The sequence below is a fragment of the Lachnospiraceae bacterium KGMB03038 genome (assembly GCA_007361935.1).
Lineage (GTDB): Bacteria > Bacillota > Clostridia > Lachnospirales > Lachnospiraceae > Massilistercora.
The window spans coordinates 2061665-2086879 of the sequence record CP041667.1 but is presented as its reverse complement, the minus strand read 5'-3'; the positions used below and the strand labels follow the sequence as shown (position 1 = coordinate 2086879).

The window sequence follows — 25215 nt, the reverse complement described above, 5'->3', positions numbered from 1 at the left end:
ATGGAAGAAAGCATGGCAAAATTTGAGGAGAAATTAAAAGAACTGGTAGCCCTGGGAAAGAAAAAGAAAAGCATCCTGGAACTGCAGGAAATCAATGATTTCTTCTCAGACATGGAGCTTGACGCGGAACAGATGGAGCGGGTATACGACTATCTGGAAGCGAATAATATCGACGTGCTTCGCATTGGAAATGACGATGATGATGATATTGACGATGCGGATATCGTGATCACCGATGAAGATGAAGTAGATATGGAGAAGATCGATCTTTCTGTGCCGGATGGGATCAGCATTGAAGATCCGGTCCGTATGTATCTGAAAGAGATTGGAAAAGTCCCGCTTTTGACAGCGGACGAAGAAGTAGAGCTGGCCAAACGAATGGCAGACGGAGACGAGTGGGCGAAAAAAAGGCTGGCGGAGGCTAATCTGCGTCTGGTGGTGAGCATCGCGAAACGTTACGTGGGCCGTGGAATGTTGTTCCTGGATCTGATCCAGGAAGGAAATCTGGGCCTGATCAAAGCGGTAGAGAAATTTGATTATCATAAAGGATTTAAATTCAGTACTTATGCTACCTGGTGGATCCGCCAGGCCATTACGAGAGCGATCGCGGATCAGGCCAGAACCATCCGGATTCCGGTCCACATGGTGGAGACCATCAATAAGCTGATCCGGGTATCCAGACAGCTTCTGCAGGAGCTGGGGAGAGAACCCACGCCGGAAGAGATCGCGGAAGAACTGGACATGCCTGTGGAACGGGTAAGAGAGATCTTGAAGATCTCCCAGGAGCCGGTGTCGCTTGAGACGCCGATCGGAGAAGAAGAAGACAGTCATCTGGGAGATTTTATCCAGGATGACAATGTGCCGGTTCCAGCGGAGGCGGCGGCCCAGACGCTTTTGAAAGAACAGTTGGATGAAGTGCTGGATACGCTGACGGAGCGGGAGCAGAAGGTGTTAAGGCTCAGGTTTGGCATGAATGATGGACGAGCCAGGACGCTGGAAGAAGTTGGGAAAGAGTTTGACGTTACCAGAGAGAGGATCCGTCAGATTGAGGCGAAAGCGCTGCGCAAACTCCGTCATCCCAGCCGCAGCAGAAAACTGAGAGATTATCTGGATTAAGGAAGAGGCGCCTATGGAACTATCAAAGAGACTGTACGCGGTGGCAGGTCTTGTGACAGAGGGCGCCTCTGTCGCGGATATCGGAACGGATCACGGCTATGTTCCCATCTATCTTGTGGAAGAAGGGATTGCCAGGAAGGCGCTTGCCCTGGATGTAAATAGAGGCCCTCTGGAACGGGCCAGGATGCATATTGTGGGCCATGGCCTTGGAGATAAGATCGAGACCCGGCTTTCCGATGGACTGAGAGAGATCCGGCCGGGCGAGGTGGATACGATCATCGTTTCCGGAATGGGCGGTCCCTTGACGATCCGGATCCTGAAAGACGGAGAAGCGGTGACGGACAAACTGGAAGCCCTGATCCTCCAGCCCCAGTCGGAGATCGCCAGAGTGCGCAGGTTCCTTGTGGAACAAGGATACCGGATCCAGCGGGAAGATATGGTGTTTGAAGATGGAAAATATTATCCGGTCATGCGGGTGGTCCACGGGGCCCCGGAACCGTATGAAGCCTGGGAATATCTCTATGGAAAGCGGCTGCTGGAAGAGCGGCATCCGATCCTTGGGGAGTTTCTTCTCAGGGAGCTGCGGATCCAGGAAAGTATCCTGGAACAGCTTGCCAGAAGGAAAGAAAGTGTGAGCGCCCAAGAGCGGGCGAAAGAGATATGCGAAGCGAGAGAATTGACCCAAAAGGCTCTGGACCGGATGGAGAGAGCCGAGTCCAAAGGGGATAACTGATAAAAAGGGAAATCAGGATAAACAGGAGGTGGCATATGATCTGCCGGGATATTATAGAGCGGATTGAAAAGGATTACCCCAAGTCTTACGCTATGGAATGGGATAACGTAGGGCTTTTGGCTGGAAGAATGGAAAAAGAGATCAAATGTATTTACATAGGGCTGGATGCTACAGATCAGGTGATCGAGGAAGCGCTGCGGGAGAGGGCAGATCTTCTGCTTACCCATCATCCGCTGATCTTTCAGGGCTTAAAAAGGGTGACGGACCAGGATTTTATCGGGAACCGGGTTCTAAAACTGCTTCAGGGAGACATATCCTATTATGCCATGCATACCAACTATGACGCTGCCCGGATGGGAGAGCTGGCGTCAAAACGGTTGGGATGGAAAAGGGGCCGGGCGTTAGAGCCTGTCAGCGAGGAAGAAGGCGGACCGGGGATCGGACAGATCGCCGATCTGGAGGAAGAGACGACCTTGGAGGAGCTTGGCCGGCAGGTGAAAGAAGCTTTTGGCCTTCCTGACGTGCGGGTGTTCGGAGATCCGAAGATGAAGATCCGCCGGGCCGCGATTCTGCCGGGGTCTGGAAAGAGCGGGATTGGTGCGGCGCTGGAGCAGGAGGCGCAGGTCTTGATCACGGGGGATATAGGCCATCACGATGGCATTGATGGGGCCGCCCAGGGATTGGCGGTGATCGATGGGGGCCATTACGGGATTGAGCATATCTTTGTAGACGATATGAGGAGATATGTGGAAGAACATTTCCCAGGAGTCCAGGTGAAGACAGAACCAGTCCGGCATCCATTTTGGACGGTGTGACGAAAGGAGACAAAATGGCGGAGAAGAGAAGCTATCGGGTGACCGTGGGGGAGGAAACGAGAATATACCAGGAGGGAACCTCCTATCGAACGATCGCCAAGGATTTCCAGAAGAATTATAAATATGATATTGTCCTGGCGTTTGTAGACGGCAGGCTGCAGGAACTTCATAAGCCCTTGAGATTCGACTGCGAGATCCGCTTCGAGACCATCGGCGGATCGGTGGGGCACAAAACCTATAAACGGAGCATGAGCCTTCTGCTGGTCAAGGCGATCTATGATGTGGCTGACAGGGAAGCAATTGAGAAGGTTCGGATCCATTATTCGGTGAGCAAAGGATATTACTGTACGATCGAGGGGAAGGTGTCTCCCGATGAAGCGTTTCTTGGCCTGGTGGAAGAGCGGATGCGCCAGATGGTGGAGGAAGACCTGCCGATCCAGAAACGGAGTATACATACAGATGAAGCGATCGAGCTGTTCCACAAACATGGGATGTACGATAAAGAGCGGCTGTTTGAATATCGGAGAGTTTCCAAAGTTAATATCTACAGTCTGAATGAATTTGAAGATTACAATTATGGATATATGGTGCCAAGCGCCGGATATCTGAAGTACTTTAAACTCTATCCTTATGATGAAGGATTTGTGATCCAGATGCCGGATATGTCAGATCCCGCTAAGGTTCCGGATTTTCAGCCCCAGAATAAGCTGTTCCAGGTTCTGAAGGAATCTACGAAATGGGGCGATATGCAGGGGATCGAGACGGTGGGAGCCTTAAATGACAAGATCACAGGGGGAGAAGCCACAGATGTAGTGCTGGTCCAGGAAGCTCTGCAGGAGAAGAAGATCGCGGAGATCGCCGGGGAGATCGCTGCCAGCCCTCAGGTGAAGTTTGTTTTGATCGCAGGACCCTCTTCTTCCGGAAAGACTACATTTTCCCACAGACTTTCGGTCCAGCTTAGAGCAAACGGATTAGTTCCTCACCCGATCGCGGTGGATAATTATTTCGTAGAGCGGGAGCAGAATCCAAGAGATGAGACGGGAGCTTATGATTTTGAATGTCTGGAAGCGGTGGATGTGGAGCTTTTTAACCAGCAGCTCAAAGAACTGCTGGCCGGCCAGGAAGTGGTGATCCCAACCTTTAATTTTGTGACAGGGCACAAAGAATACGGAAATAAACCAAAAAGACTGGGCGCAAATGATGTGCTGGTCATCGAGGGGATCCACTGCCTGAATCCCAAACTGACGGAAAGCCTCTCCAATGAGAATAAATTCAAGATTTATATCAGCGCATTGACACAGCTGAATATAGACGAACATAATCGGATCCCTACCACAGATGGACGGCTGATCCGCCGTATCGTGCGGGACGCCAGGACCAGAGGCGCTTCTGCCCAAAAGACCATCCGTATGTGGTCTTCTGTGCGCCGGGGAGAAGAGCGCAACATCTTCCCTTATCAAGAAGAGGCGGATGTGATGTTCAATTCTGCCCTGATCTACGAGCTGGCGGTCTTAAAACCCTACGTAGAGAGGCTGCTCTTCGGGATTGACCGGGACTGTCCGGAATATCTGGAAGCCAAACGACTGCTGAAATTTATGGATTACTTCGTGGGGATCGGCAGCGAGATGGTACCAATGAACTCCCTGCTGCGGGAGTTCATTGGAGGCGGATGCTTTCGCGTGTAAAAAGGGACAGGGCATTTTTAATTGGGGCCGGGGGATTTTTAAAAATCCCCCGGCCCTAAATAAAATTTTTCCATCCACTCTAACCGGGCTGTCATGTTCTGCATCATAAGATCGATGAGAGTCAGGGCAGTCATGGCTTCTACTACGACTACAGCTCTTGGAACAATCACCGGGTCGTGCCGTCCTTTGACGGTCAAAGTGGTGTTCTCCAGGCTGGAAGTAACGGTTTTCTGCTCCCGCGCGATAGAGGAAGTGGGCTTTACCGCAGCCCGCAGGATCAATGCAGAACCATCGCTGAACCCGCCCAGTGTGCCGCCGGAATGATTAGTCATCTTGGAAATTTTTCCATCCTGACAAATAAAGGGATCGTTGTTCAGACTTCCTTTGGACTTGGCGGCGGCGAAACCGTCGCCGATTTCTACGCCTTTTACGGCTCCAATGGACATAATGGCCTTGGCCAGACAGGCGTCCAATTTTTGGAAAACAGGTTCTCCAATACCGGCGGGAAGTCCTTTGGCCTGACATTCGATGATACCGCCGGAGGAATCCAGGGAGTGGATACACTCCTGCAGATAATCCTGTGCCTTCCGGGCATATTCTTCATTTGGCATGTATAAAGGATTGCAGCTGATCTGGCTGTAATCATATTCCTCGGAAGGAATGGAGACGGGACCTATGGATTTGGTATAGGTCAGCAGACGGACGCCAAGTCTTTCCAACAGCTTAGCGGCTACAGCGCCAGCGGCTACCCGGCCAATGGTCTCCCGGCCGGAAGAACGTCCGCCGCCCCGGTAATCCCGGAAACCGTATTTGGCGTCAAAAGGATAGTCCGCGTGGCCGGGTCGGTAACAGTCCTTGATATTCCCATAATCCCTGGAACGCTGGTCCTGATTGCGGATCAGGATTGAGATCGGAGTTCCGGTGGTCCGCCCTTCAAAAACGCCGGAGAGGATCTCCGCCTCATCTGCTTCATTGCGGGCAGTGGTATAACGGCTTTGGCCGGGCCTGCGCCGGTCTAGGTACTTCTGTATATCTTCGGAAGAAAGAGGCAGACCCGCGGGGCAGCCATCAATGACAACGCCGACTCCCGGACCGTGGGATTCGCCCCAGGTAGTGATCGTAAATAAAGTTCCATAAGTTGAACCTGCCATAAATAATCTCCTTTTGCTGGTATGATTTCTGTCGTACCGTTCTATTATATAGGATGAGGAGAAAACCTGCAATCCTTCACAAAAAAACCTTCTTTTTTTCAAAAAATTTTAAAGATTTTATGCTGTACTTTTGCATGGAAGCATATTATAATGTTAGCGTGTGAGTCTGTAAATATTAAGAGGAGTATGGTTATATGGGAAATACTGATAAAAATGCAGATGAGATCATTGAAGAAACAATGAAAGAGATCTATGATGATCTGGATAGAGATAAAGTCTTTGAAAAGAAAGAAGAGGAAGATATCCCTGTGTCTGAGGAAGAGGATTTAGACGACAAGGATCTCCAGGAAAAAGATTTAGATGAAGAAGAATTCTTAGACGAAGAGGATGAAGATGAGGGTTTCGACAGCGAAGAATTTTTAGATGAAGAAGACCTAGATGGCGAAGAAGATTTAGAGGAAGATTTCCTGGATGAAGAGGACTTAGAAAAGGAAGAGGATTTTCAGGAAGAGGCAGAAGAGGCATTAGAAGAGGAATTGGACAAAGATAGCGCGGAAGACCAGACGGATATTCTGAATCCGGAAGAGGAGAGCGAGGAGGAAGAAGAGACGGATGCGGAAAAGGCCTATCGGAAGCATAAATTTAGAAAGAAACTGGCGATCATCATCGGCAGTATCATTGGTGTGATCGCTGTAGTCTATATTGGATTTGCGGTTTACTTTAATAGTCATTTCATGTTCTTTACTACGATCAATGGAACAGACGTGTCTTTAAAGAGTGTCAGCCAGGTTGAAGATTATATGCGCCAGCAGGTAGAAGATTACACACTGACGCTGGAAGAATCTGACGGCGGAACGGAAGAGATCGCAGGCAAAAATATTTCTCTGGAGTATGTGCCTGGCAAGCAGTTGGCTCAGCTTGTGAAGGATCAGGATAATTTCCTGTGGCTGACGACATTGTGGGACCACCCGGAGCTGGATGCGGAAGTAGGAGTCAAATATGACGAGACTGCGCTGGCGGAGCAGATCGCGGCTCTGGCATGCATGAATCCTGAGAATCAGGTGGCGTCCGTAAACGCGCACCCGGAATTTAAGGAAACCCAATTTGAGATCGTGCCGGAAGTTGTGGGGACGCAGATCAATGAAGAAGTGTTCAATGAGAAAGTGCGCAGTTATATTGAAGGATTCCAGCACACGTTGAATCTGACAGAAGAAGAGTGCTATATCAAGCCTTCATATGTGTCAGACTCTGAAGAAGTGATCGCGGCTAATAATGCCATGAACAGCTACTTAAAAGCGGAGATCACCTATGATTTCAACCCCAATACAGAGGTGGTAAACGCGGCTGTGATCTCTCAGTGGGTAACGGTCAATGATAAGATGGAAGTTACCTTTAATACAGATGCGGTAAAGCAATATATCCAGTCGCTGGCGGACAAATATGATACAAAAGGAAAATCCAGACAGTTTACCACAGCGACAGGGAATACGGTGACAGTAGAAGGCGGAAGTTATGGGTGGAAGATCGACCAGGATGCGGAATACAATGCGTTGGTCGCAAATATCCAGAATGGCGAAGTAGTAACAAGGGAACCGGAATACTCCAGCCGGGCGGCAAGCCATGGTTCTATTGACATTGGAACCACCTATGCGGAAGTGGACTTGACCAACCAGCATGCGTATTTCATTAAGGATGGTCAGGTGGTCCTGGATTCTCCGGTTGTAACGGGAAATCCTAATAAAGGAAATGGGACTCCGCAAGGAACTTATTCTTTGTCATATAAGACAAAAAACGCGGTGCTTCGGGGAGACCGGCTTCCTGACGGGTCTTATACCTATGAGTCACCGGTAAAATACTGGATGCCATTTAACGGCGGAATCGGATTCCACGATGCCTCCTGGCAGTCTTCTTTTGGCGGCGAACGCTACAAGACGAATGGATCCCATGGGTGTATCAACATGCCAACGGATCAGGCGGCAAAGATGTATGATCTGATCTCTGACGGTACGCCGGTGGTATGCCATTACTAAATCAAAGGATGAGAATGCAATGTATGAATTGATAAAGCGTGACGGCCTTGCTAAACGAGGAAGGCTTCACACTGTACATGGGGTCGTTGAGACCCCTGTATTTATGAATGTAGGAACAGCGGCGGCGATCAAGGGAGCGGTTTCTACTGAAGATCTGGAAGAGATCGGAACCCAGGTAGAGCTTTCTAATACATACCATCTCCATGTGCGCCCCGGGGACCAGGTGGTGAAAAAGCTTGGGGGACTTCACAAGTTTATGGTATGGGATAAGCCAATCCTGACGGATTCAGGCGGGTTCCAGGTGTTCTCCTTGGCGGGCCTGCGCAAGATCCAGGAAGAAGGCGTTTATTTCAATTCCCATATTGATGGACGAAGGATATTCATGGGGCCGGAAGAGAGTATGCAGATCCAGTCCAACCTTGCCTCCACCATAGCCATGGCTTTTGATGAATGTCCATCCAGTGTGGCGGACCGGGATTATATTGAGCGGTCTGTGGCAAGGACCGCCCGGTGGCTGAGGCGCTGCAAAAAGGAGATGGAACGGCTGAACAGTCTGCCGGACACCATCAATCCGCGTCAGCTTCTGTTTGGGATCAACCAAGGCGGGATCTGTGAAGATATCCGTATCCGTCATGCTCAGGAGATTGCGGAGCTGGATCTTGACGGTTATGCGGTGGGCGGCCTGGCGGTAGGCGAGTCCCATGAGGATATGTACCGGATCCTGGAGGCGGTAGTCCCTCATCTGCCGGTAAATAAGCCTACTTATCTGATGGGAGTGGGTACGCCTGCCAATATTTTGGAAGCGGTGGACCGGGGCGTGGACTTCTTTGACTGTGTCTACCCAAGCAGAAACGGCCGGCATGGCCATGTCTATACCAACCAAGGAAAATTAAATCTATTTAACGCAAAATACGAGCTGGATGCGCGCCCCATTGAGGAAGGGTGCCAGTGTCCGGTGTGCCGCAGATATTCCAGAGCTTATATCCGGCATCTGCTGAAAGCAAAAGAAATGCTGGGGATGCGGCTTTGTGTGCTTCACAATCTGTATTTCTACAATACTATGATGAAGGAAATCCGAGGGGCCATTGAAGCTGGGAATTATCAGGAATACAAGAAGAAAAAGCTCAGTGGAATGACGGCGGGAAATGAATAAAATAGAATAAAATTTTCTGGAATTAGACGAAAGCACTTGATGAAATATGGATTTTTGTGTATGATAGCAATAGTGCGAAAAGAGATTTAGGAGGAATTTAGTATGTTTGCATTAGCATCACAGAGCGGCGGTGGAAGCTGGGGCCTGCTGATCATTATATATATAGTGATCTTTGGTGGTTTCTGGTTCATCTTTATCCGTCCGCAGAAAAAGGAACAGAAAAGAGTTCAGGCAATGATCGCGGAGATGGAAGTTGGGGATACTGTCCTTACTACCAGTGGATTTTACGGCGTGATCATTGATATTAATGATGATGATGTCATCGTGGAATTTGGAAGCAACCGAAATTGCCGGATTCCGATGCAGAAGGCAGCGATCGCGCAGATCGAGAAAGCTACTTCAACCGAATAAACAGACAGAACGAAAGATACCGCAAAATAACTGGATTTAGTTATGGAGCGGTATTTTTACTGAAAAAGGCAGGAGTTATCCCGCTATGTTTGAAAGGAGAAAGACGATGGTAAGAGAAGAGTTAGAAAAACTGGTGCAGGAGCGATTTCACAAGAGTATCTGTGAAGCAAAAGATCAGGAGCTGTATCTGGCCCTTTTGTCTTATACAAAAGAGCAGCTGCGGAAGCTCCCGGAGATTACGGGAAACCGGAAACTTTACTATATTTCCGCGGAATTTCTGATCGGGAAACTGCTGTCCAATAACCTGATCAATCTGGGGATCTACGAGGAAGTATCGCAGATTCTAGAGGAAAATGGGAAAACCTTGGCGGCCATTGAAGAGATTGAACCAGAGCCGTCTCTCGGAAATGGAGGTCTGGGACGGCTGGCGGCCTGCTTTTTAGACTCCATTGCTACTTTAGGGCTGAATGGGGATGGAATCGGGCTGAATTACCATATGGGACTTTTTAAACAGGTATTTGAGGATCACAAACAGAAGGAAACGCCGAATCCATGGCTGGAGCCGGAAAGCTGGCTGACGGATACGGGTGTAGGCTTCCAAGTGCCATTTAAGGATTTTACCCTGACTTCCAAACTCTATGACATTGATGTGGCAGGATACGAAAATGGGAAAAACAAACTCCATCTGTTTGATGTGGAGGGAGTAGACGAGAGCATTGTAGGAGATGGGATCTCTTTTGATAAATACAATATCGGCAAGAACCTGACCCTCTTTTTGTATCCGGATGACAGTGATGAAGCGGGAAATCTGCTGAGGATCTATCAGCAGTATTTCATGGTGTCCAATGGAGCGCAGTTCATTTTGAAAGAGTGTGAGGAAAAGGGATATGATCTGAGAAAACTCCATGAACATGTGGTGATCCAGATCAATGATACGCACCCATCGATGGTGATTCCGGAGCTGATCCGTCTGTTGGTGCAGAAGAACATTGATTTTAACGAGGCGGTAGAGATCGTCCAGAAGACCTGCGCCTACACCAATCACACGATATTGGCGGAAGCGCTGGAGAAATGGCCTCTTCACTATCTGGAAAGAGTAGTGCCGCAGCTGGTTCCTATCATCCGGGAACTGGATCTTCGGATCAAGGGCAGATATCAGGACGAACGAGTGGCTATCATCGACCAGGAAGGCCGGGTTCACATGGCCCACATGGATATCCATTACGGGTGCAGTGTCAACGGAGTGGCGGAGCTGCATACAGAAATCTTGAAAAACTCTGAGCTGAAGCCATTTTATGACATTTACCCGGAGAAATTCAACAATAAGACAAACGGAATCACATTCCGCCGGTGGCTGCTGTACTGCAACCGGGAGCTGGTAGCATGGCTGGACCACTATGTGGAAGGCGATTTCCGAAAAGACGCTCTTGCGCTGGAAGGGCTGCTTGCCCATAAGGAAGACCAGGAAGCGCTTCAGTCTCTGCTGGAAGTAAAACATCAGAAAAAAGCAGAGCTGGCAGAATATTTGAAAAAGACACAGGGAGTCGAATTGAATCCGGATTCTATCTTCGACATTCAAGTAAAGCGGCTTCATGAGTACAAGCGGCAGCAGATGAATGTGCTGTCAGTGATCGCCAAATATCTGGAGATCAAGAGCGGGAAGAAGCCGGCCAGGCCGATTACCATGATCTTTGGGGCCAAGGCGGCGCCTGCGTATGAGATCGCCAAAGATATCATTCATTTGATCCTGTGTCTGCAGGAACTGATCGACAACGATCCGGAAGTATCTCCGTATCTGAAGGTGGTCATGGTAGAAAACTATAACGTGACTTTGGCGGAACATCTGATTCCGGCCTGCGATATTTCCGAGCAGATATCACTGGCCTCAAAAGAAGCCTCCGGAACCGGTAATATGAAATTCATGCTGAACGGAGCGGTAACATTGGGAACAGAAGACGGAGCCAATGTAGAGATCCATCAGTTGGTAGGAGATGAGAACATTTATATCTTCGGAGCTTCCAGCGAGGAGGTCATCCGACATTACGCCAATGGCGATTACCGGGCGGCAGATTATTATATCAATGACGAACAGATCCGGGAGTGGATCAACTTCATCATCAGCCCGGAAATGATGCGGATCGGAGATCCATACCATCTGTTGAAGATCCATGCGGAGCTGATCCAGAAAGACTGGTTCATGACACTGCTGGATGTGAAAGACTATATCAAGGCAAAAGAACAGGCATATGCGGGATATGAAGACCGTACAGCCTGGGCAAAGAAAATGCTGGTGAATATCGCGAAAGCGGGATATTTCTCATCCGACAGGACGATTGCGGAATATAACAGGGATATCTGGAAGCTGTAATCATTGGGGACGTAGTAAAGTTAAAAAAGGCTACGTCCCCAATTGACGTTTGGGGTGTACCAAAACGCGCCAAGCCCTGTACCCATTTGACGCTTTTCTAGAATTTTTGTGTCATGGCATTGTATAAAATCACGTACATAAACGAAAATGATACCTATTTTCAATAAATATATTGTGATTTGATCGGCTGGGTGTTATCCTAGGGGAGGAAAGAAAGAATTCTTGGAAAGGAGATCGATCGTTATGACACAATTTGAACAATGGAATGGCTTTCAGGGAAGACTTTGGAAAGATGATGTGAATGTGAGAGATTTCATCCAGATGAATTATACACCCTATGATGGAGACGAACAATTCCTGGAGGGCTCTACAGAAGCTACAGACCTGCTTTGGGGAGAGCTGCAGAAACTTCAGAAGCAAGAGCGGGAAAAGGGTGGAGTCCTGGATATGGAGACGGAAGTGGTCTCTGGCCTTACATCCTACGGCCCTGGCTATATCAAGGAGGATCTGAAAGATTTAGAACAGGTGGTGGGCCTTCAGACGGACAAGCCGCTGAAACGAGCTTTTATGCCCTATGGCGGGATCAATATGGCAGAGCAGGCCTGCACCACTTACGGCTATACGCCAAGTCCGAAACTGCATGAGATTTTTACGAAATACCACAAGACCCATAACCAGGGGGTTTTTGATATTTATACGCCGGAGATGAAAAAGGCCCGGCATAATAAGATCATTACCGGTCTGCCGGATACCTACGGAAGGGGCCGGATCGTAGGAGACTACCGGAGGGTGGCGCTTTATGGCATCGACTATCTGATCGAGAAGAAGGAACAGGACTTCATCCAGGGAGAGCGCCATGGAATGAAAGGTACGGATTTCCGGCTGAGAGAAGAGATCGCGGATCAGATCCGGGCGCTCAAGCAGATGAAGGAAATGGCCCAGATCTATGGCTATGACATCTCAAAACCGGCCCAGAACGCGAAAGAGGCGGTGCAGTGGCTGTATTTTGGATATCTTGCGGCCATTAAGACCCAGAATGGAGCGGCTATGAGCGTGGGACGGATCTCTACCTTTCTGGATATTTATATCCAAAGAGATTTAGAAAACGGTACCCTTACAGAAAGAGAGGCCCAGGAACTGATCGACCACCTGGTCATGAAGTTCAGAATGGTCAAATTTGCCCGGATCCCCTCTTACAACGAGCTTTTTTCCGGCGACCCGGTATGGGCGACTCTGGAAGTGGCGGGCCTGGGGCAGGATGGCCGTTCCATGGTGACCAAGACAGACTTTCGCTTCCTGCATACTCTGGAGAACATGGGCCCCTCGCCGGAACCAAACCTGACAGTCCTTTATTCCTCCAGACTGCCGGAACCCTTTAAGAAATACGCGGCTCTCATCTCGGTGACCACCAGTTCCATCCAATATGAAAATGATGATGTGATGCGTCCGGTATGGGGCGACGACTATTCCATCTGCTGCTGTGTATCTGCCACCCAGACAGGGAAAGAGATGCAGTTCTTTGGCGCCAGGGCCAATTTGGCAAAATGCCTGCTGTACGCGATCAACGGGGGCATCGATGTAAAGACCAGAGAGCAGGTGGGCCCGGCTTACCGGCCGATCACTTCGGAGTATCTGGATTATGACGAGGTGATGGAACGGTATGATGCAATGATGGAGTGGCTGTCCAAACTGTACGTGGATACTTTGAATATGATCCATTATATGCACGATAAATATAATTATGAAGCGGCGGAGATGGCCCTGATCGACACAAACGTGCGCCGGACCTTCGCCACCGGGATCGCGGGTTTCTCCCACGTAGTGGATTCGCTGAGCGCGATCAAATACGCCAAGGTCAAAGTCATCCGTGACGCCGATGGGCTTGCGGTGGACTTTGAGACAGAGGGAGATTTCCCAAGATATGGAAATGACGATGACCGGGCGGATGACATTGCTGTATGGCTTTTGAAAACGTTTATGCACAAGTTAAAGAAATGCCACACCTACCGCAATTCAGAGCCGACTACTTCTATCCTGACGATCACTTCCAATGTGGTCTATGGAAAGGCTACCGGCTCTCTGCCAGATGGAAGAAAGGCGGGAGAACCGCTGGCGCCGGGAGCAAATCCTTCTTATGGGGCAGAGAAAAGCGGGCTTTTGGCTTCTTTGAACTCGGTGGCTAAGCTGCCTTATGAGCTGGCGCTGGATGGGATTTCCAACACCCAGACCATCAGTCCCGGAGCCCTGGGGCAGGATGACGAAGAACGGAAAAACCATCTGGTCCAGATTCTGGACGGTTATTTTTGCCAGGGCGCCCATCACTTAAATGTAAATGTGTTTGGGATTGAAAAATTAAAGGATGCAATGGCACATCCAGAGAAACCAGAGTACGCCAATTTTACCATCCGGGTATCGGGATACGCGGTAAAATTCATCGACCTGACCAGGGAACAGCAGATGGATGTGATCGCAAGAACCTGCCACGATAAGATGTAAGACGGCATAAGAAGGAAAAAGAAAAGGAGTTGGAGAAAGGATGGAAGGATACATTCATTCGCTGGAAAGCTTTGGCTCGGTGGACGGTCCGGGAGTACGCTATGTGATTTTTTTCGCTGGCTGCCCGATGCGCTGTCAGTTCTGCCATAACCCGGACACTTGGAAGATGGAGGCGGGAACCAAGTATACAGCCGGAGAACTGATCCAGAAAGCCCTCCGGTACCGGACTTACTGGGGGAAAGACGGAGGGATCACCGTCAGTGGCGGAGAGCCGCTTCTGCAGATAGAATTCCTGACGGAACTCTTTGAGAAGGCGAAGGAAGAAGGCATCCACACGGTCCTGGACACCAGCGGAAGCCCTTTTACCAGGGAAACGCCTTTCTTCGCGGATTTTGAGAAGCTGATGAAGGTGACAGATCTGGTCCTTCTGGACATCAAGCAGATCGATGAAGAACAGCACCGGCTGCTGACCGGACGTACCAACCGGAATATCCTGGACCTGGCAGAATATCTGTCGGAGATTGGGAAGCCCGTATGGATCCGCCATGTGCTGGTGCCGGAGAGAAACGATGACGATGGGTATTTAAAAAGACTCAGAGCTTTCCTGGATACTTTGAAAAATGTAGAGAAAATCGAAGTTCTGCCCTACCATACGCTGGGAGTCTATAAATGGAAAGAACTGGGATTGGAATATCCACTGGAAGGAATCCATCCGCCCTCAAAGGAGCGGGTGGAAAACGCAAGAAATATATTGGGCTGCTAATGAGGGCCGCGCGATCTCGCGCGGCTTTTTTTTCACGAAGTGGATCTGTCGGCATATGTTATCATAAGGCGTTCAAAGAGGAGCGGGAATCTTGTATGGATGGACAGAGCATGGCGGATCTAAGGCCGGGAGACAAAGCAGTGGTAGTAAAGCTGGAGATAGAAGGGGACATGGGGAAACGGATCCGGGATCTGGGACTGATCGAGGGGACAACCGTGGAATGTGTGGGGAACAGCCCTTTGGGAGATCCCTTAGCTTACCGGATCCGGGGAGCGGTATTCGCGGTCCGCAAATCCGATGTGGAGGCGGTGCGAGTCAAAATCATCATACCGGGCGGGAAAAAGAACGAAAAAACCAGAGAGAACAAGGTAAAGGGCCGAAGAAAGATCGTGCTGGCCGGCAATCCGAACGTGGGAAAGAGCACGCTTTTTAACGCGTTGACGGGAAGCAGGCAGCACACGGGAAACTGGGCCGGGAAAACGGTGGAACATGCCAGAGGGTACAGTACATATCAGGGATGGAAGTATGAGTGGATCGATCTGCCGGGCTGCTATTCCCTTTCTGCCCGGTCCAAAGAAGAGGAAGCAGCTAGAGATTTCCTGTATTTCAAGGATTACGACGCGGTTCTGGTGATCTGTGACGGGGTATGTCTGGAGCGGAATCTGGTTTTGGCTCTTTCCATCATAGAAACAGCCAAGAAGGCAGTGTTGTGTGTAAATTTGCAGGATGAGGCAAAGAGGAAAGGAATCCACATAGATCTGAAGAAGCTGGAAGAACGTCTAAAGATTCCGGTAGTGGGGGTCACCGCAAGAGAGAAGAGAGGGATCGCGCAAGTTTATCAGGCTTTGGAGAAGGTGTTTCAAAAAGAGCCGGAGCCAGAACGGATCCGATATCCTGACTGGCTGGAGGAAAGAGAGGCTTTCTTAGAAGAGGCGATCTGGAAGGAAGGGGTGGGCCGGGGAAGGGCAAGATGGCTGAGCCTGCGTCTTCTGGAGGGAGAAGAGAAGCTTGCCAGTCTTCTGAAAGAATATTTCCCTGTGCTGGAAACCAAAGGGATTGAGCAGGCGCTTTGGCAGACCTGTCAGGAATTGGAAGAAAAAGGAATGGACAGCCGGAACGTACGCCAGGAGACGGCCAAAGCATATGTCAAGCAGGCGGAAATGATAGCGGGAGATGTGGTTGCTTATGAAAATGCGGACTGCGACCGGATGGACCGGAAACTGGACCGCATCTTCGCGGGGAAATGGACGGGACTGCCTGTAATGGCAGGCGGACTATTTCTTATTTTCTGGCTGACCATATGGGGCGCCAACTACCCTTCGGAGCTGCTTTCGAACGGTTTCGCCTGGGTGGAGGGAAAACTGCTGGAAGGAGTATGTGGGGCAGGGATTCCAGAAGATATTTACGGACCGCTGATCTTTGGGGTGTACCGGGTGACTGCCTGGGTGATCTCCGTCATGCTTCCTCCAATGGCGATTTTCTTTCCGCTGTTTACCTTATTGGAAGATCTGGGTTATCTGCCAAGAGCCGCCTTCAATCTGGATCGGTGCTTCTGCAGATGCCATTCCTGCGGAAAGCAGGCGCTGACGATGTGTATGGGATTGGGATGCAATGCGGTAGGAGTGACAGGCTGCCGGATCATCGACTCTCCCAGAGAGCGGATGGTCGCCATACTTACCAACAGTTTTCTCCCTTGTAATGGAAGATTCCCTATGATGGCGGCAGTGATTTCCATGTTCCTTGCAGGAACCAAAAGAAGTGTGGGGAATCCTCTGATATCCGCGGGTATCCTGGCGCTGGTGATCCTCTTTGGCGTCCTGATGACATTTCTGGTGTCCGCGGGACTTTCCGCAACCATCTTAAAAGGAATGTCCTCCTCCTTCGTGCTGGAGCTTCCGCCCTACCGGAAGCCGCAGGTGGGAAAAGTAGTTGTGCGGTCTGTTCTGGACCGGACCTTGTTTGTCCTGGGGAGGGCAGTGGTGACGGCCGCGCCGGCGGGACTGGCAATCTGGATCTTGGCCAATCTAAAGACAGGAGATACGTCCCTTTTGTGGCAGTGCGCCCAAGCGTTGGATCCGGTGGGAGAATGGATGGGGCTGGATGGGATGATCCTGCTGGCGTTTATTCTGGGGCTTCCGGCAAATGAGATCGTGCTTCCCATTATTTTAATGGGGTATCTCTCCCAGGGCAGCCTGACGGAGATGGGGACGCTGGGAGAAGTACGTCAGATTTTGGCGCGGCATGGGTGGTCCTGGACAACGGCGGTCAGTATGCTTTTATTTTCTTTGTTCCACTGGCCCTGCGGAACGACCTGCCTGACTATCCGGAAGGAAACAGGGAGCTGGAAATGGACGGCGGCCGCGGTTTTGATCCCGGCGGTCCTGGGAGTGGTTCTGTGCGTAAGTTTTACCGCCGCAGCCCGGTGGTTTATGAGGTGAATGGGCAGATTGGCTATTTGAGGCGGAAATCTTGGATGAAAATATACAGGAATCGAAGAAGCGCTGGTACATCTGCCGCCAGAATGGTATGATAAAAGTAATCTTGGATACAAGGAGGCAAAAAGGATGATCAACTATTCTGAGGACAAAGACAGACAGTACCATATCCAGGTGGCAGATGGAGAAGTAGGCAGATACGTGATCCTGCCGGGAGACCCCAAACGCTGCGAGAAGATCGCGGCGCATTTCCAGGACGCCAAATTGATCGCGGACAGCCGGGAATATGTGACTTATACCGGATATCTGGAAGGGGAGAAGGTAAGCGTGACCTCAACTGGCATCGGCGGTCCTTCCGCCGCCATTGCCATGGAAGAATTGTCCAGAGTGGGGGCGGATACCTTTATCCGGGTAGGCACCAGCGGCGGTATGGCCCTGGAAGTGAAAAGCGGGGACGTGGTGATCGCTTCCGGCGCCATACGGATGGAAGGGACCAGCAAAGAGTACGCGCCCATCGAATTTCCGGCGGTAGCGGATGTGGAAGTGACCCAGGCGCTTATGCGGGCGGCAGAGAAGCTGGGGCAGGAGTACCATGTAGGGGTGGTCCAGTGCAAGGATTCTTTCTATGGACAACATTCTCCAGAGACAAAGCCGGTGGGGTATGAGCTTTTGAATAAATGGGACGCCTGGGTGAAATGCGGATGCCTTGCTTCAGAGATGGAGTCGGCCGCTCTTTTCGTTGTAGGAAGCTGGCTGAGAGTCCGGGTGGGAACGGTTCTTCTTACTATGGCGAATCAGGAACGGGCCAAAAAAGGACTGCCCAATCCGGTGGTCCATGACACAGAGGCGCCGATCCAGACAGCAGTAGAAGCCATCCGTACGCTGATCCGGCAGGATAGGGAAAAGAAAAGATAGAGGCAGAGAAAGGAGAGAAATTTTATGAGTACACCACATAACGCGGCAGAAAAACAGGAAATCGCCAAGACAGTCTTGATGCCGGGAGATCCGCTGCGGGCGAAGTACATTGCGGATCACTACCTGGAAGGGGCGAAATGTTTTAATACAGTGAGAAATATGCTGGGCTACACAGGAACTTACCATGGGAAAGAGATTTCTGTCATGGGAGGCGGAATGGGGATGCCATCCATCGGTATCTACAGTTATGAACTGTTTCATTTTTATGATGTGGAATCGATCATCCGCATCGGATCTGCGGGAGCTTTGCAGGACGAGCTGAACGCAAGAGACATTGTGATCGGCATGGGCGCCTGCACCAACTCAGATTATGCCAGCCAGTACCGGCTTCCAGGGACATTTGCCCCCATTGCCGACTACAGCCTTTTAAAAAAGGCGGTGGAAGCGGCAGAGAAAAAGGGGATTCCAGTAAAGGTGGGAAATATCCTTTCCTCCGACATTTTCTATAATGACGATGACAGTGTCAATGAGAAATGGAGAAGGATGGGCGTTCTGGCGGTGGAGATGGAGGCGGCGGCCTTGTATATGAACGCGGCAAGGGCGGGAAAGAAAGCCCTCTGTATCCTGACCGTTTCGGATCATTTATTTAAGGAACAGGAATTGAGCGCGAAAGAGCGGGAAACCAGCTTCACAGAAATGATGGAGATCGCGCTGGAGTTATGACCATATCCTTTGTAAAACAATCTAAAGTATTTGAAACGAAAGAAGCCGCGGCAGACGAGGTGGATAGGAAGAGCAATCCGGGCCAAGTCAGTAACGGCAGAGATGAAGAGGAGGGATCATCCTGATGAAAGAACCTGACAAGATTGCTGGAAGCATCCCGGCAGAGATATTGATCCAAAGCGCGATGGAAGGATTGAAATACGCTTATGCCCCCTATTCGCGCTTTAAAGTAGGAGCCGCTCTTTTGACAAAGAGCGGCAGAATTTTTACTGGATGTAATGTGGAGAACGCTGCGTACAGTCCTGGAAACTGCGCGGAGCGGACCGCGGTTTTCAAAGCGGTAAGCGAAGGGGAGAGGGAGTTTGCCGCGATCTGCATCGTCAGCGAAGACCAGGAGGGCCGTCATGGAATGTGCCCGCCCTGCGGCGTCTGCCGCCAAGTATTAATGGAGTTCTGTGATCCGAAAGAGTTTCAGATTCTTTTGGCCGTCAGCCTGGAAGAATGGGAGATCCACACTTTGGGAGAACTTCTTCCTTTGGGATTTGGCCCCGGAAATCTGAAAAAATAGACAAAAACCGTAAGAATTCAGGGAATATTTTAGTAGATTAAAGTCTTGAAACATAAAGAAAAATAGGATATCATAAATTTTATAGATTTTTGTCCAAAAAGCGCCGATGCGCTGGATGGGCAGGGCAAAGGAAGGAAGAGAGCTATGAATCTGAAAATCGGAGTGATCAAAGGAGACGGGATTGGACCGGAAATTGTGGCAGAAGCCATGAAAGTCCTGGATAAGACGGCAAAAGTCTACGGCCATACCTGTGATTATACACAGCTTTTGATGGGGGGAGCATCCATCGACGTACACGGGATCCCTCTGACAGACGAGACGATCCGACAGGCAAAAGCCTGTGACGCGGTGCTGATGGGCTCGATCGGCGGCGATGCCAAAACTTCGCCCTGGTATCAGCTGGAACCGTCCAAAAGGCCGGAAGCGGGACTTTTGAAGATCCGGAAAGAACTGAATCTGTTCGCCAACTTAAGGCCCGCCGTTTTGTATGATGAATTAAAAGGGGCCTGCCCGCTGAAAGAAGAGATCACAGAAGGCGGTTTCGATATGATGATCATGCGGGAACTGACCGGCGGCCTGTACTTTGGAGAACGCGGGACGGAAGAGCGAGACGGCGTTATGACCGCTTACGACACACTTACATATAATGAACAGGAGATCCGGCGGATCGCAAAGAGGGGCTTTGATATTGCCAGAAAGCGGAGAAAAAAAGTCACAAGCGTAGATAAAGCAAACGTTCTGGATTCCTCCAGACTGTGGCGCAAAGTGGTAGAAGAAGTGGCGGGAGACTATCCAGACGTGACTCTGGAGCACATGCTGGTAGACAACTGCGCTATGCAGCTTGTCAAGGATCCAAAGCAGTTCGACGTGATCCTGACGGAGAACATGTTTGGAGATATTCTGTCCGATGAAGCCAGTATGGTGACGGGATCCATCGGAATGCTGGCAAGCGCAAGTCTAAACGAGACCAAATTCGGACTGTATGAGCCAAGCGGCGGATCTGCCCCAGATATTGCGGGCAAAGGGATCGCCAACCCTATTGCCACGATCTTGTCGGCAGCTATGATGCTTCGATTCAGTTTTGACTTGGATCAGGAGGCAGACGCCATTGAAAAAGCAGTAGCCAAAGTATTAGAAGAAGGATACCGGACCGTTGATATCATGTCTGAGGGCAAGACTCAGATCGGTACAGAAGAGATGGGCGACCGGATTGCCGACTTCATTTAGGTACAGGGCAAAACGCAAAAAGGTACACCACAAACGTTAATTTGGGACGTAGTAAAATGAAGAAAGGCTACGTCTTAAAATAAGGAGGATCAACTATGAGAAGTGATACAGTGACGAAAGGCAAACAGCAGGCTCCCCATCGTTCGTTATTCAACGCGCTGGGACTTACGCAGGAGGAAATGGACCGGCCGCTGGTCGGGATCGTCAGCTCCTATAATGAGATCGTTCCGGGGCATATGAATCTGGATAAGATCGTGGAAGCGGTAAAGCAGGGTGTGGCAATGGCTGGCGGAACTCCTATCGTGTTCCCGGCGATCGCAGTCTGTGACGGGATCGCTATGGGACATATTGGCATGAAGTATTCTTTGGTGACCAGGGACTTGATCGCGGATTCTACGGAGGCGATGGCCATGGCGCACCAGTTTGACGCTTTGGTGATGGTTCCTAATTGTGACAAGAATGTTCCGGGACTTTTGATGGCGGCGGCCAGGATCAATGTGCCGACGATTTTTGTCAGCGGCGGCCCTATGCTGGCCGGCCATGTGAAAGGAAAGAAGACCAGCCTGTCCAGCATGTTTGAGGCGGTAGGCGCCAACGCGGCGGGACTGATCACGGATGAAGATCTGTGTGAGTTTGAAAACAAAACCTGTCCTACCTGTGGATCTTGTTCAGGGATGTACACGGCAAACAGCATGAACTGTCTGACTGAAGTGCTGGGTATGGGACTTCAGGGAAATGGAACCATCCCGGCAGTCTACTCCGCAAGGATCCGCCTGGCGAAACATGCGGGAATGCAGGTAATGAAGCTGTGGGAGAAAAATATCCGTCCCAGAGACATTATGACAAAAGAGGCAATCCTAAATGCCTTGACGGTAGACATGGCGCTTGGCTGTTCCACCAACAGTATGCTACATCTGCCGGCGATCGCTCATGAAGTGGGCATGGATTTCGAGATTGATTTTGCCAATGGCATCAGTGAGAAAACTCCTAATCTCTGCCATCTGGCGCCGGCTGGCCCGACTTATATCGAGGATCTGAACGAGGCTGGCGGCGTGTACGCGGTAATGGCCGAGCTGAATAAGAAGGGACTGCTGCATACAGACTGTATGACGGTAACGGGCAGGACAGTGGGAGAAAATATCGCAGGGGCGGTAAACAAGAATCCGGAAGTCATCCGTCCGATCGATCATCCCTACAGCGAGACCGGCGGCCTGGCGGTTTTGAAAGGAAATCTGGCGCCGGACGGAAGCGTAGTAAAACGTTCCGCTGTTGTGGATGAAATGCTGGTGCATGAAGGTCCGGCAAGGGTCTTTGATTGTGAGGAAGATGCCATCGATGCCATCAAAGGCGGCAAGATCAAAGAAGGAGACGTGGTTGTCATCCGCTATGTGGGACCAAAAGGCGGACCGGGAATGCCGGAGATGTTAAATCCCACTTCCGCCATTGCCGGAATGGGACTTGGATCCAGTGTGGCCCTGATCACGGACGGACGGTTCAGCGGAGCTTCCAGAGGAGCTTCGATCGGTCATGTTTCACCGGAAGCAGCAGTGGGAGGCCCCATTGCCCTGGTGGAAGAAGGGGATATCATCAAGATTGACATTCCAGGACTGAAGCTGGAGCTGGATGTACCAGAGGAAGAGCTGGAAAGAAGAAGAAAAGAATGGAAGCCGAGGCAGCCGGAGGTGACCACAGGTTATCTGGCAAGATACGCATCCATGGTAACCTCCGGCAACCGGGGAGCGATCCTGGAAGCGCCGAAGGCGGAATAAAGGAACGGTCTTGGAGGCGCCAAAAGCCAAAAAGAGATTATATAGATAGAACAGGAGATATAAGGTATGCAGTTGACAGGAGCAGAAATCGTAATAGAATGTCTGAAAGAACAGGGCGTAGATACGGTGTTTGGATATCCGGGCGGATCGATCCTAAACGTATATGATGAGCTGTATAAACACAGCGATGAGATCAGGCATATCCTGACCTCTCATGAGCAGGGAGCGGCTCATGCGGCAGATGGGTACGCAAGAGCCACAGGCAAGGTGGGAGTATGTTTCGCTACCAGCGGCCCGGGGGCTACGAACCTGGTGACCGGTATCGCCACCGCATACATGGATTCGATCCCTATTGTTGCGATCACCTGTAATGTGGGCGTGTCCCTTCTTGGAAAGGACAGTTTCCAGGAAATCGATATTGCGGGGATCACCATGCCGATCACCAAGCATAATTTTATTGTAAAGGATGTAAAAGACTTAGCTGGTACGATCCGAAAGGCATTTACGATCGCCAAATCCGGCCGTCCGGCTCCGGTCCTGATCGATATTCCCAAAGATGTAACTTCTAATCAGACAGAGTATGAGCCAAAACAGCCGGAAGAGCCAGTGCCCTCTAAAGATGTGTGCCAGGAGGATATTGAGACCGCACTCAAGATGATCAAAAAAGCCAAAAAACCTTATATTTTCGTGGGCGGCGGCGCCGTGCTATCCGGGGCGAGTGAAGAACTCTATGAATTCGTCAAGAAAGTAGACGCTCCGGTGACAGACACATTAATGGGAAAAGGAGCGTTCCCAGGGACAGATCCTCTTTATACAGGGATGCTGGGAATGCATGGGACGAAAACATCCAACTACGGAGTCAGTGAGTGCGATCTTCTCATTGTAGTGGGTGCCAGGTTCAGCGACCGTGTCACAGGAAATGCCAAGAAATTCGCCAAGAACGCCAAGATCCTCCAGTTTGATATCGACGCGGCGGAGATGAATAAAAACGTGCTGATCACCGAAGGAGTGGTGGGGGATATCAAGGTGATCCTTGAAATCTTAAACCAGCGTCTGGAGCAGCAGAATCATGAGGAATGGATCCAGAAGATCATGGACTACAAGGAGAAATATCCTCTGGCATATGGAAAAGATTCGCTGACCGGTCCCTATGTGGTAGAAGAGATCTACCGGCAGACCAAAGGGGATGCCCTGATTGTGACGGAGGTAGGCCAGCATCAGATGTGGGCGGCGCAGGTTTACCGCTTTACTAAGCCAAGGACCCTGCTTACATCAGGCGGTCTGGGAACCATGGGATACGGCCTTGGCGCGGCCATTGGGGCAAAAGTAGGAAGACCGGAGAAGACGGTGGTCAATATTGCGGGGGACGGATGTTTCCGTATGAATATGAATGAGATCGCCACTGCGGCAAGATACAATATCCCGGTGATCCAGGTGGTGGTCAATAACCATGTGCTTGGCATGGTACGCCAGTGGCAGGATCTGTTCTATGGGAAACGGTATTCAGCTACCGTACTGAACGACAAGGTTGATTTTGTAAAGCTGGCGGAAGCTCTTGGGGCAGAAGGAGTGCGCGTAACTACCAGGGAAGAATTCCAGGAGGCATTTGCCCGCGCGCTGACATTAGGAAGCCCGATGGTGATCGACTGCCAGATTGACTGCGATGATAAAGTATGGCCTATGGTGGCGCCGGGGGCGGCCATCAGCGAAGCCTTTGACGGAAAAGATCTGGAACAGAAGAAATAGCAGAAAAGGAAAGAGGAGGAATGAGAAATGAGCAGAGTGTACAATTTTTCAGCAGGACCGGCAGTGCTGCCAGAAGACGTGCTGCGAGAAGCATCTCAAGAGATGCTGGACTACAAAGGAACTGGAATGTCCGTGATGGAGATGAGTCACCGATCTCATTCCTTCCAGGAGATCATCGATGAAGCGGAGGCAGACCTTCGGGAACTAGTGGGAATCCCGGAAAATTACCGGGTTTTGTTCCTGCAGGGGGGAGCATCCCTGCAGTTTGCCATGATTCCCATGAACCTGATGAAGAATCGGAAAGCGGACTTCATCCTGACCGGCCAGTGGTCTAAGAAGGCTTATGCGGAAGCGAAGCGCTTCGGTGAGGCAAGAGTGGTGGCTTCCTCTGAAGACAAGACGTTCTCCTATATTCCAGACTGCTCTGATCTGGATATCTCACCAGATGCGGATTATGTGTATATCTGTGAGAATAATACTATATATGGAACAAAGTTCAAGGAACTTCCAAATACCAAAGGGAAACTTCTGGTGTCGGACGTGTCTTCCTGCTTTTTGTCGGAACCGTTTGACGTGACGAAATACGGGATAGTATATGGAGGAGTCCAGAAGAATATCGGACCTGCGGGCGTGGTGATCGCCATCATCCGTGAGGATCTGATCACCGAGGATGTACTGCCAGGCACTCCCACAATGATGAAATACAAGACACACATGGATGCGGGGTCTTTGTACAACACACCGAATACCTATGGGATCTATATCTGCGGCAAAGTATTTAAATGGCTGAAGAAGAAGGGCGGCCTTGGAGCAATGAAAGAGTACAATGAGAAAAAAGCTAAGATCCTCTATGACTATCTGGATCAAAGCCGTCTGTTCAGAGGAACAGTAGTTCCTAAGGACCGGTCTTTGATGAACGTCCCGTTTGTCACAGGAAATGAAAAGCTGGACGAAAAATTTGTGAAAGAAGCAGAAAGAGCCGGGCTCGTAAATCTTAAAGGCCACCGCACTGTGGGCGGTATGCGGGCCAGCATATATAATGCTATGCCGATCGAAGGCGTAGAAGCATTGACAGCCTTTATGAAAAAATTTGAAGAGGAGAACGTATAGC

Annotated in this window: 19 protein-coding genes; 18 read left to right on the top strand and 1 reads right to left on the bottom strand. The window is 50.3% G+C overall.

What is annotated here, in order from left to right; translation table 11 throughout:
- The 4 genes from rpoD to FND36_09985 are packed head-to-tail and all read left to right on the top strand — an operon-like array spanning position 1 to position 4349.
- Complete coding sequence (gene rpoD, locus FND36_10000; protein QDW74334.1) at positions 1–1116, top strand: RNA polymerase sigma factor RpoD; 1116 nt, start codon at positions 1–3, stop codon at positions 1114–1116.
- Between the two features lie 13 nt (positions 1117–1129).
- The gene (locus FND36_09995; GenBank protein QDW74333.1) at positions 1130–1849 is read left to right on the top strand and encodes an SAM-dependent methyltransferase; all 720 of its coding nucleotides are present in this window, start codon (positions 1130–1132) and stop codon (positions 1847–1849) included.
- 35 nt (positions 1850–1884) lie between these two features.
- Complete coding sequence (locus FND36_09990; protein QDW74332.1) at positions 1885–2664, top strand: Nif3-like dinuclear metal center hexameric protein; 780 nt, start codon at positions 1885–1887, stop codon at positions 2662–2664.
- Positions 2665–2678: 14 nt separating this feature from the next.
- Entirely contained in the window at positions 2679–4349 is a 1671-nt protein-coding gene (locus tag FND36_09985) for a nucleoside kinase (protein ID QDW74331.1), read from the top strand.
- Between the two features lie 38 nt (positions 4350–4387).
- On the opposite strand, the gene aroC is transcribed toward FND36_09985, so the two are convergent.
- Complete coding sequence (gene aroC / locus FND36_09980; GenBank protein ID QDW74330.1) at positions 4388–5500, bottom strand: chorismate synthase; 1113 nt, start codon at positions 5498–5500, stop codon at positions 4388–4390.
- Between the two features lie 194 nt (positions 5501–5694).
- Here aroC and FND36_09975 point away from each other — a divergent pair, with 194 nt between their 5' ends.
- The 14 genes from FND36_09975 (at position 5695) to serC (ending at position 25214) form a co-directional block, all read left to right on the top strand.
- Complete coding sequence (locus tag FND36_09975) at positions 5695–7530, top strand: L,D-transpeptidase family protein (GenBank protein QDW74329.1); 1836 nt, start codon at positions 5695–5697, stop codon at positions 7528–7530.
- 19 nt (positions 7531–7549) lie between these two features.
- Positions 7550–8683, top strand: a complete 1134-nt coding sequence (tgt, locus tag FND36_09970) for a tRNA guanosine(34) transglycosylase Tgt (protein QDW74328.1) — start codon at positions 7550–7552, stop codon at positions 8681–8683.
- Positions 8684–8785: 102 nt separating this feature from the next.
- Positions 8786–9094 carry a preprotein translocase subunit YajC gene (yajC, locus tag FND36_09965; GenBank protein ID QDW74327.1) on the top strand — a complete coding sequence of 103 codons (309 nt, stop codon included), beginning with the start codon at positions 8786–8788 and terminating at the stop codon, positions 9092–9094.
- Between the two features lie 106 nt (positions 9095–9200).
- Complete coding sequence (locus FND36_09960) at positions 9201–11462, top strand: glycogen/starch/alpha-glucan phosphorylase (protein QDW75603.1); 2262 nt, start codon at positions 9201–9203, stop codon at positions 11460–11462.
- Between the two features lie 243 nt (positions 11463–11705).
- Complete coding sequence (gene pflB, locus FND36_09955) at positions 11706–13958, top strand: formate C-acetyltransferase (protein ID QDW74326.1); 2253 nt, start codon at positions 11706–11708, stop codon at positions 13956–13958.
- A gap of 40 nt (positions 13959–13998) precedes the next feature.
- Positions 13999–14721, top strand: coding sequence for a pyruvate formate lyase-activating protein (gene pflA, locus FND36_09950; protein QDW74325.1), 723 nt, complete (start codon positions 13999–14001; stop codon positions 14719–14721).
- Entirely contained in the window at positions 14628–17159 is a 2532-nt protein-coding gene (gene feoB / locus FND36_09945) for a ferrous iron transport protein B (GenBank protein ID QDW74324.1), read from the top strand. The genes pflA and feoB overlap by 94 nt, the downstream gene beginning before the upstream one ends.
- 126 nt (positions 17160–17285) lie before the next feature.
- A complete protein-coding gene (gene udp / locus FND36_09940) occupies positions 17286–18071 on the top strand; it encodes a uridine phosphorylase (protein ID QDW74323.1) in 786 nt (261 codons plus the stop codon).
- A gap of 24 nt (positions 18072–18095) precedes the next feature.
- Positions 18096–18794 (top strand): purine-nucleoside phosphorylase, encoded by a 699-nt coding sequence (deoD, locus tag FND36_09935; protein ID QDW74322.1) that lies wholly within the window; start codon positions 18096–18098, stop codon positions 18792–18794.
- A 124-nt stretch (positions 18795–18918) separates the two neighbouring features.
- Entirely contained in the window at positions 18919–19362 is a 444-nt protein-coding gene (gene cdd / locus FND36_09930) for a cytidine deaminase (protein QDW74321.1), read from the top strand.
- 144 nt (positions 19363–19506) lie between these two features.
- Positions 19507–20589, top strand: a complete 1083-nt coding sequence (gene leuB, locus FND36_09925; protein QDW74320.1) for a 3-isopropylmalate dehydrogenase — start codon at positions 19507–19509, stop codon at positions 20587–20589.
- A 95-nt stretch (positions 20590–20684) separates the two neighbouring features.
- On the top strand, positions 20685–22358 hold the full coding sequence (gene ilvD / locus FND36_09920) for a dihydroxy-acid dehydratase (protein ID QDW74319.1): 1674 nt from the start codon (positions 20685–20687) through the stop codon (positions 22356–22358).
- A gap of 66 nt (positions 22359–22424) precedes the next feature.
- Positions 22425–24104, top strand: coding sequence for a biosynthetic-type acetolactate synthase large subunit (gene ilvB, locus FND36_09915; GenBank protein QDW74318.1), 1680 nt, complete (start codon positions 22425–22427; stop codon positions 24102–24104).
- 27 nt (positions 24105–24131) lie between these two features.
- Positions 24132–25214 (top strand): 3-phosphoserine/phosphohydroxythreonine transaminase, encoded by a 1083-nt coding sequence (serC, locus tag FND36_09910; protein ID QDW74317.1) that lies wholly within the window; start codon positions 24132–24134, stop codon positions 25212–25214.
- The last annotated feature ends 1 nt before the right edge of the window (position 25215 follow it).

Excerpts from the sequence above, each read along its gene's own strand:
- rpoD (QDW74334.1), top strand. The coding sequence starts at position 1 with ATGGAAGAAAGCATGGCAAAATTTGAGGAGAAATTAAAAGAACTGGTA.
- FND36_09995 (QDW74333.1), top strand. The coding sequence starts at position 1,130 with ATGGAACTATCAAAGAGACTGTACGCGGTGGCAGGTCTTGTGACAGAG.
- FND36_09990 (QDW74332.1), top strand. The coding sequence starts at position 1,885 with ATGATCTGCCGGGATATTATAGAGCGGATTGAAAAGGATTACCCCAAG.
- FND36_09985 (QDW74331.1), top strand. The coding sequence starts at position 2,679 with ATGGCGGAGAAGAGAAGCTATCGGGTGACCGTGGGGGAGGAAACGAGA.
- aroC (QDW74330.1), bottom strand. The coding sequence starts at position 5,500 with ATGGCAGGTTCAACTTATGGAACTTTATTTACGATCACTACCTGGGGC.
- FND36_09975 (QDW74329.1), top strand. The coding sequence starts at position 5,695 with ATGGGAAATACTGATAAAAATGCAGATGAGATCATTGAAGAAACAATG.
- tgt (QDW74328.1), top strand. The coding sequence starts at position 7,550 with ATGTATGAATTGATAAAGCGTGACGGCCTTGCTAAACGAGGAAGGCTT.
- yajC (QDW74327.1), top strand. The coding sequence starts at position 8,786 with ATGTTTGCATTAGCATCACAGAGCGGCGGTGGAAGCTGGGGCCTGCTG.
- FND36_09960 (QDW75603.1), top strand. The coding sequence starts at position 9,201 with ATGGTAAGAGAAGAGTTAGAAAAACTGGTGCAGGAGCGATTTCACAAG.
- pflB (QDW74326.1), top strand. The coding sequence starts at position 11,706 with ATGACACAATTTGAACAATGGAATGGCTTTCAGGGAAGACTTTGGAAA.
- pflA (QDW74325.1), top strand. The coding sequence starts at position 13,999 with ATGGAAGGATACATTCATTCGCTGGAAAGCTTTGGCTCGGTGGACGGT.
- feoB (QDW74324.1), top strand. The coding sequence starts at position 14,628 with ATGGAAAGAACTGGGATTGGAATATCCACTGGAAGGAATCCATCCGCC.
- udp (QDW74323.1), top strand. The coding sequence starts at position 17,286 with ATGATCAACTATTCTGAGGACAAAGACAGACAGTACCATATCCAGGTG.
- deoD (QDW74322.1), top strand. The coding sequence starts at position 18,096 with ATGAGTACACCACATAACGCGGCAGAAAAACAGGAAATCGCCAAGACA.
- cdd (QDW74321.1), top strand. The coding sequence starts at position 18,919 with ATGAAAGAACCTGACAAGATTGCTGGAAGCATCCCGGCAGAGATATTG.
- leuB (QDW74320.1), top strand. The coding sequence starts at position 19,507 with ATGAATCTGAAAATCGGAGTGATCAAAGGAGACGGGATTGGACCGGAA.
- ilvD (QDW74319.1), top strand. The coding sequence starts at position 20,685 with ATGAGAAGTGATACAGTGACGAAAGGCAAACAGCAGGCTCCCCATCGT.
- ilvB (QDW74318.1), top strand. The coding sequence starts at position 22,425 with ATGCAGTTGACAGGAGCAGAAATCGTAATAGAATGTCTGAAAGAACAG.
- serC (QDW74317.1), top strand. The coding sequence starts at position 24,132 with ATGAGCAGAGTGTACAATTTTTCAGCAGGACCGGCAGTGCTGCCAGAA.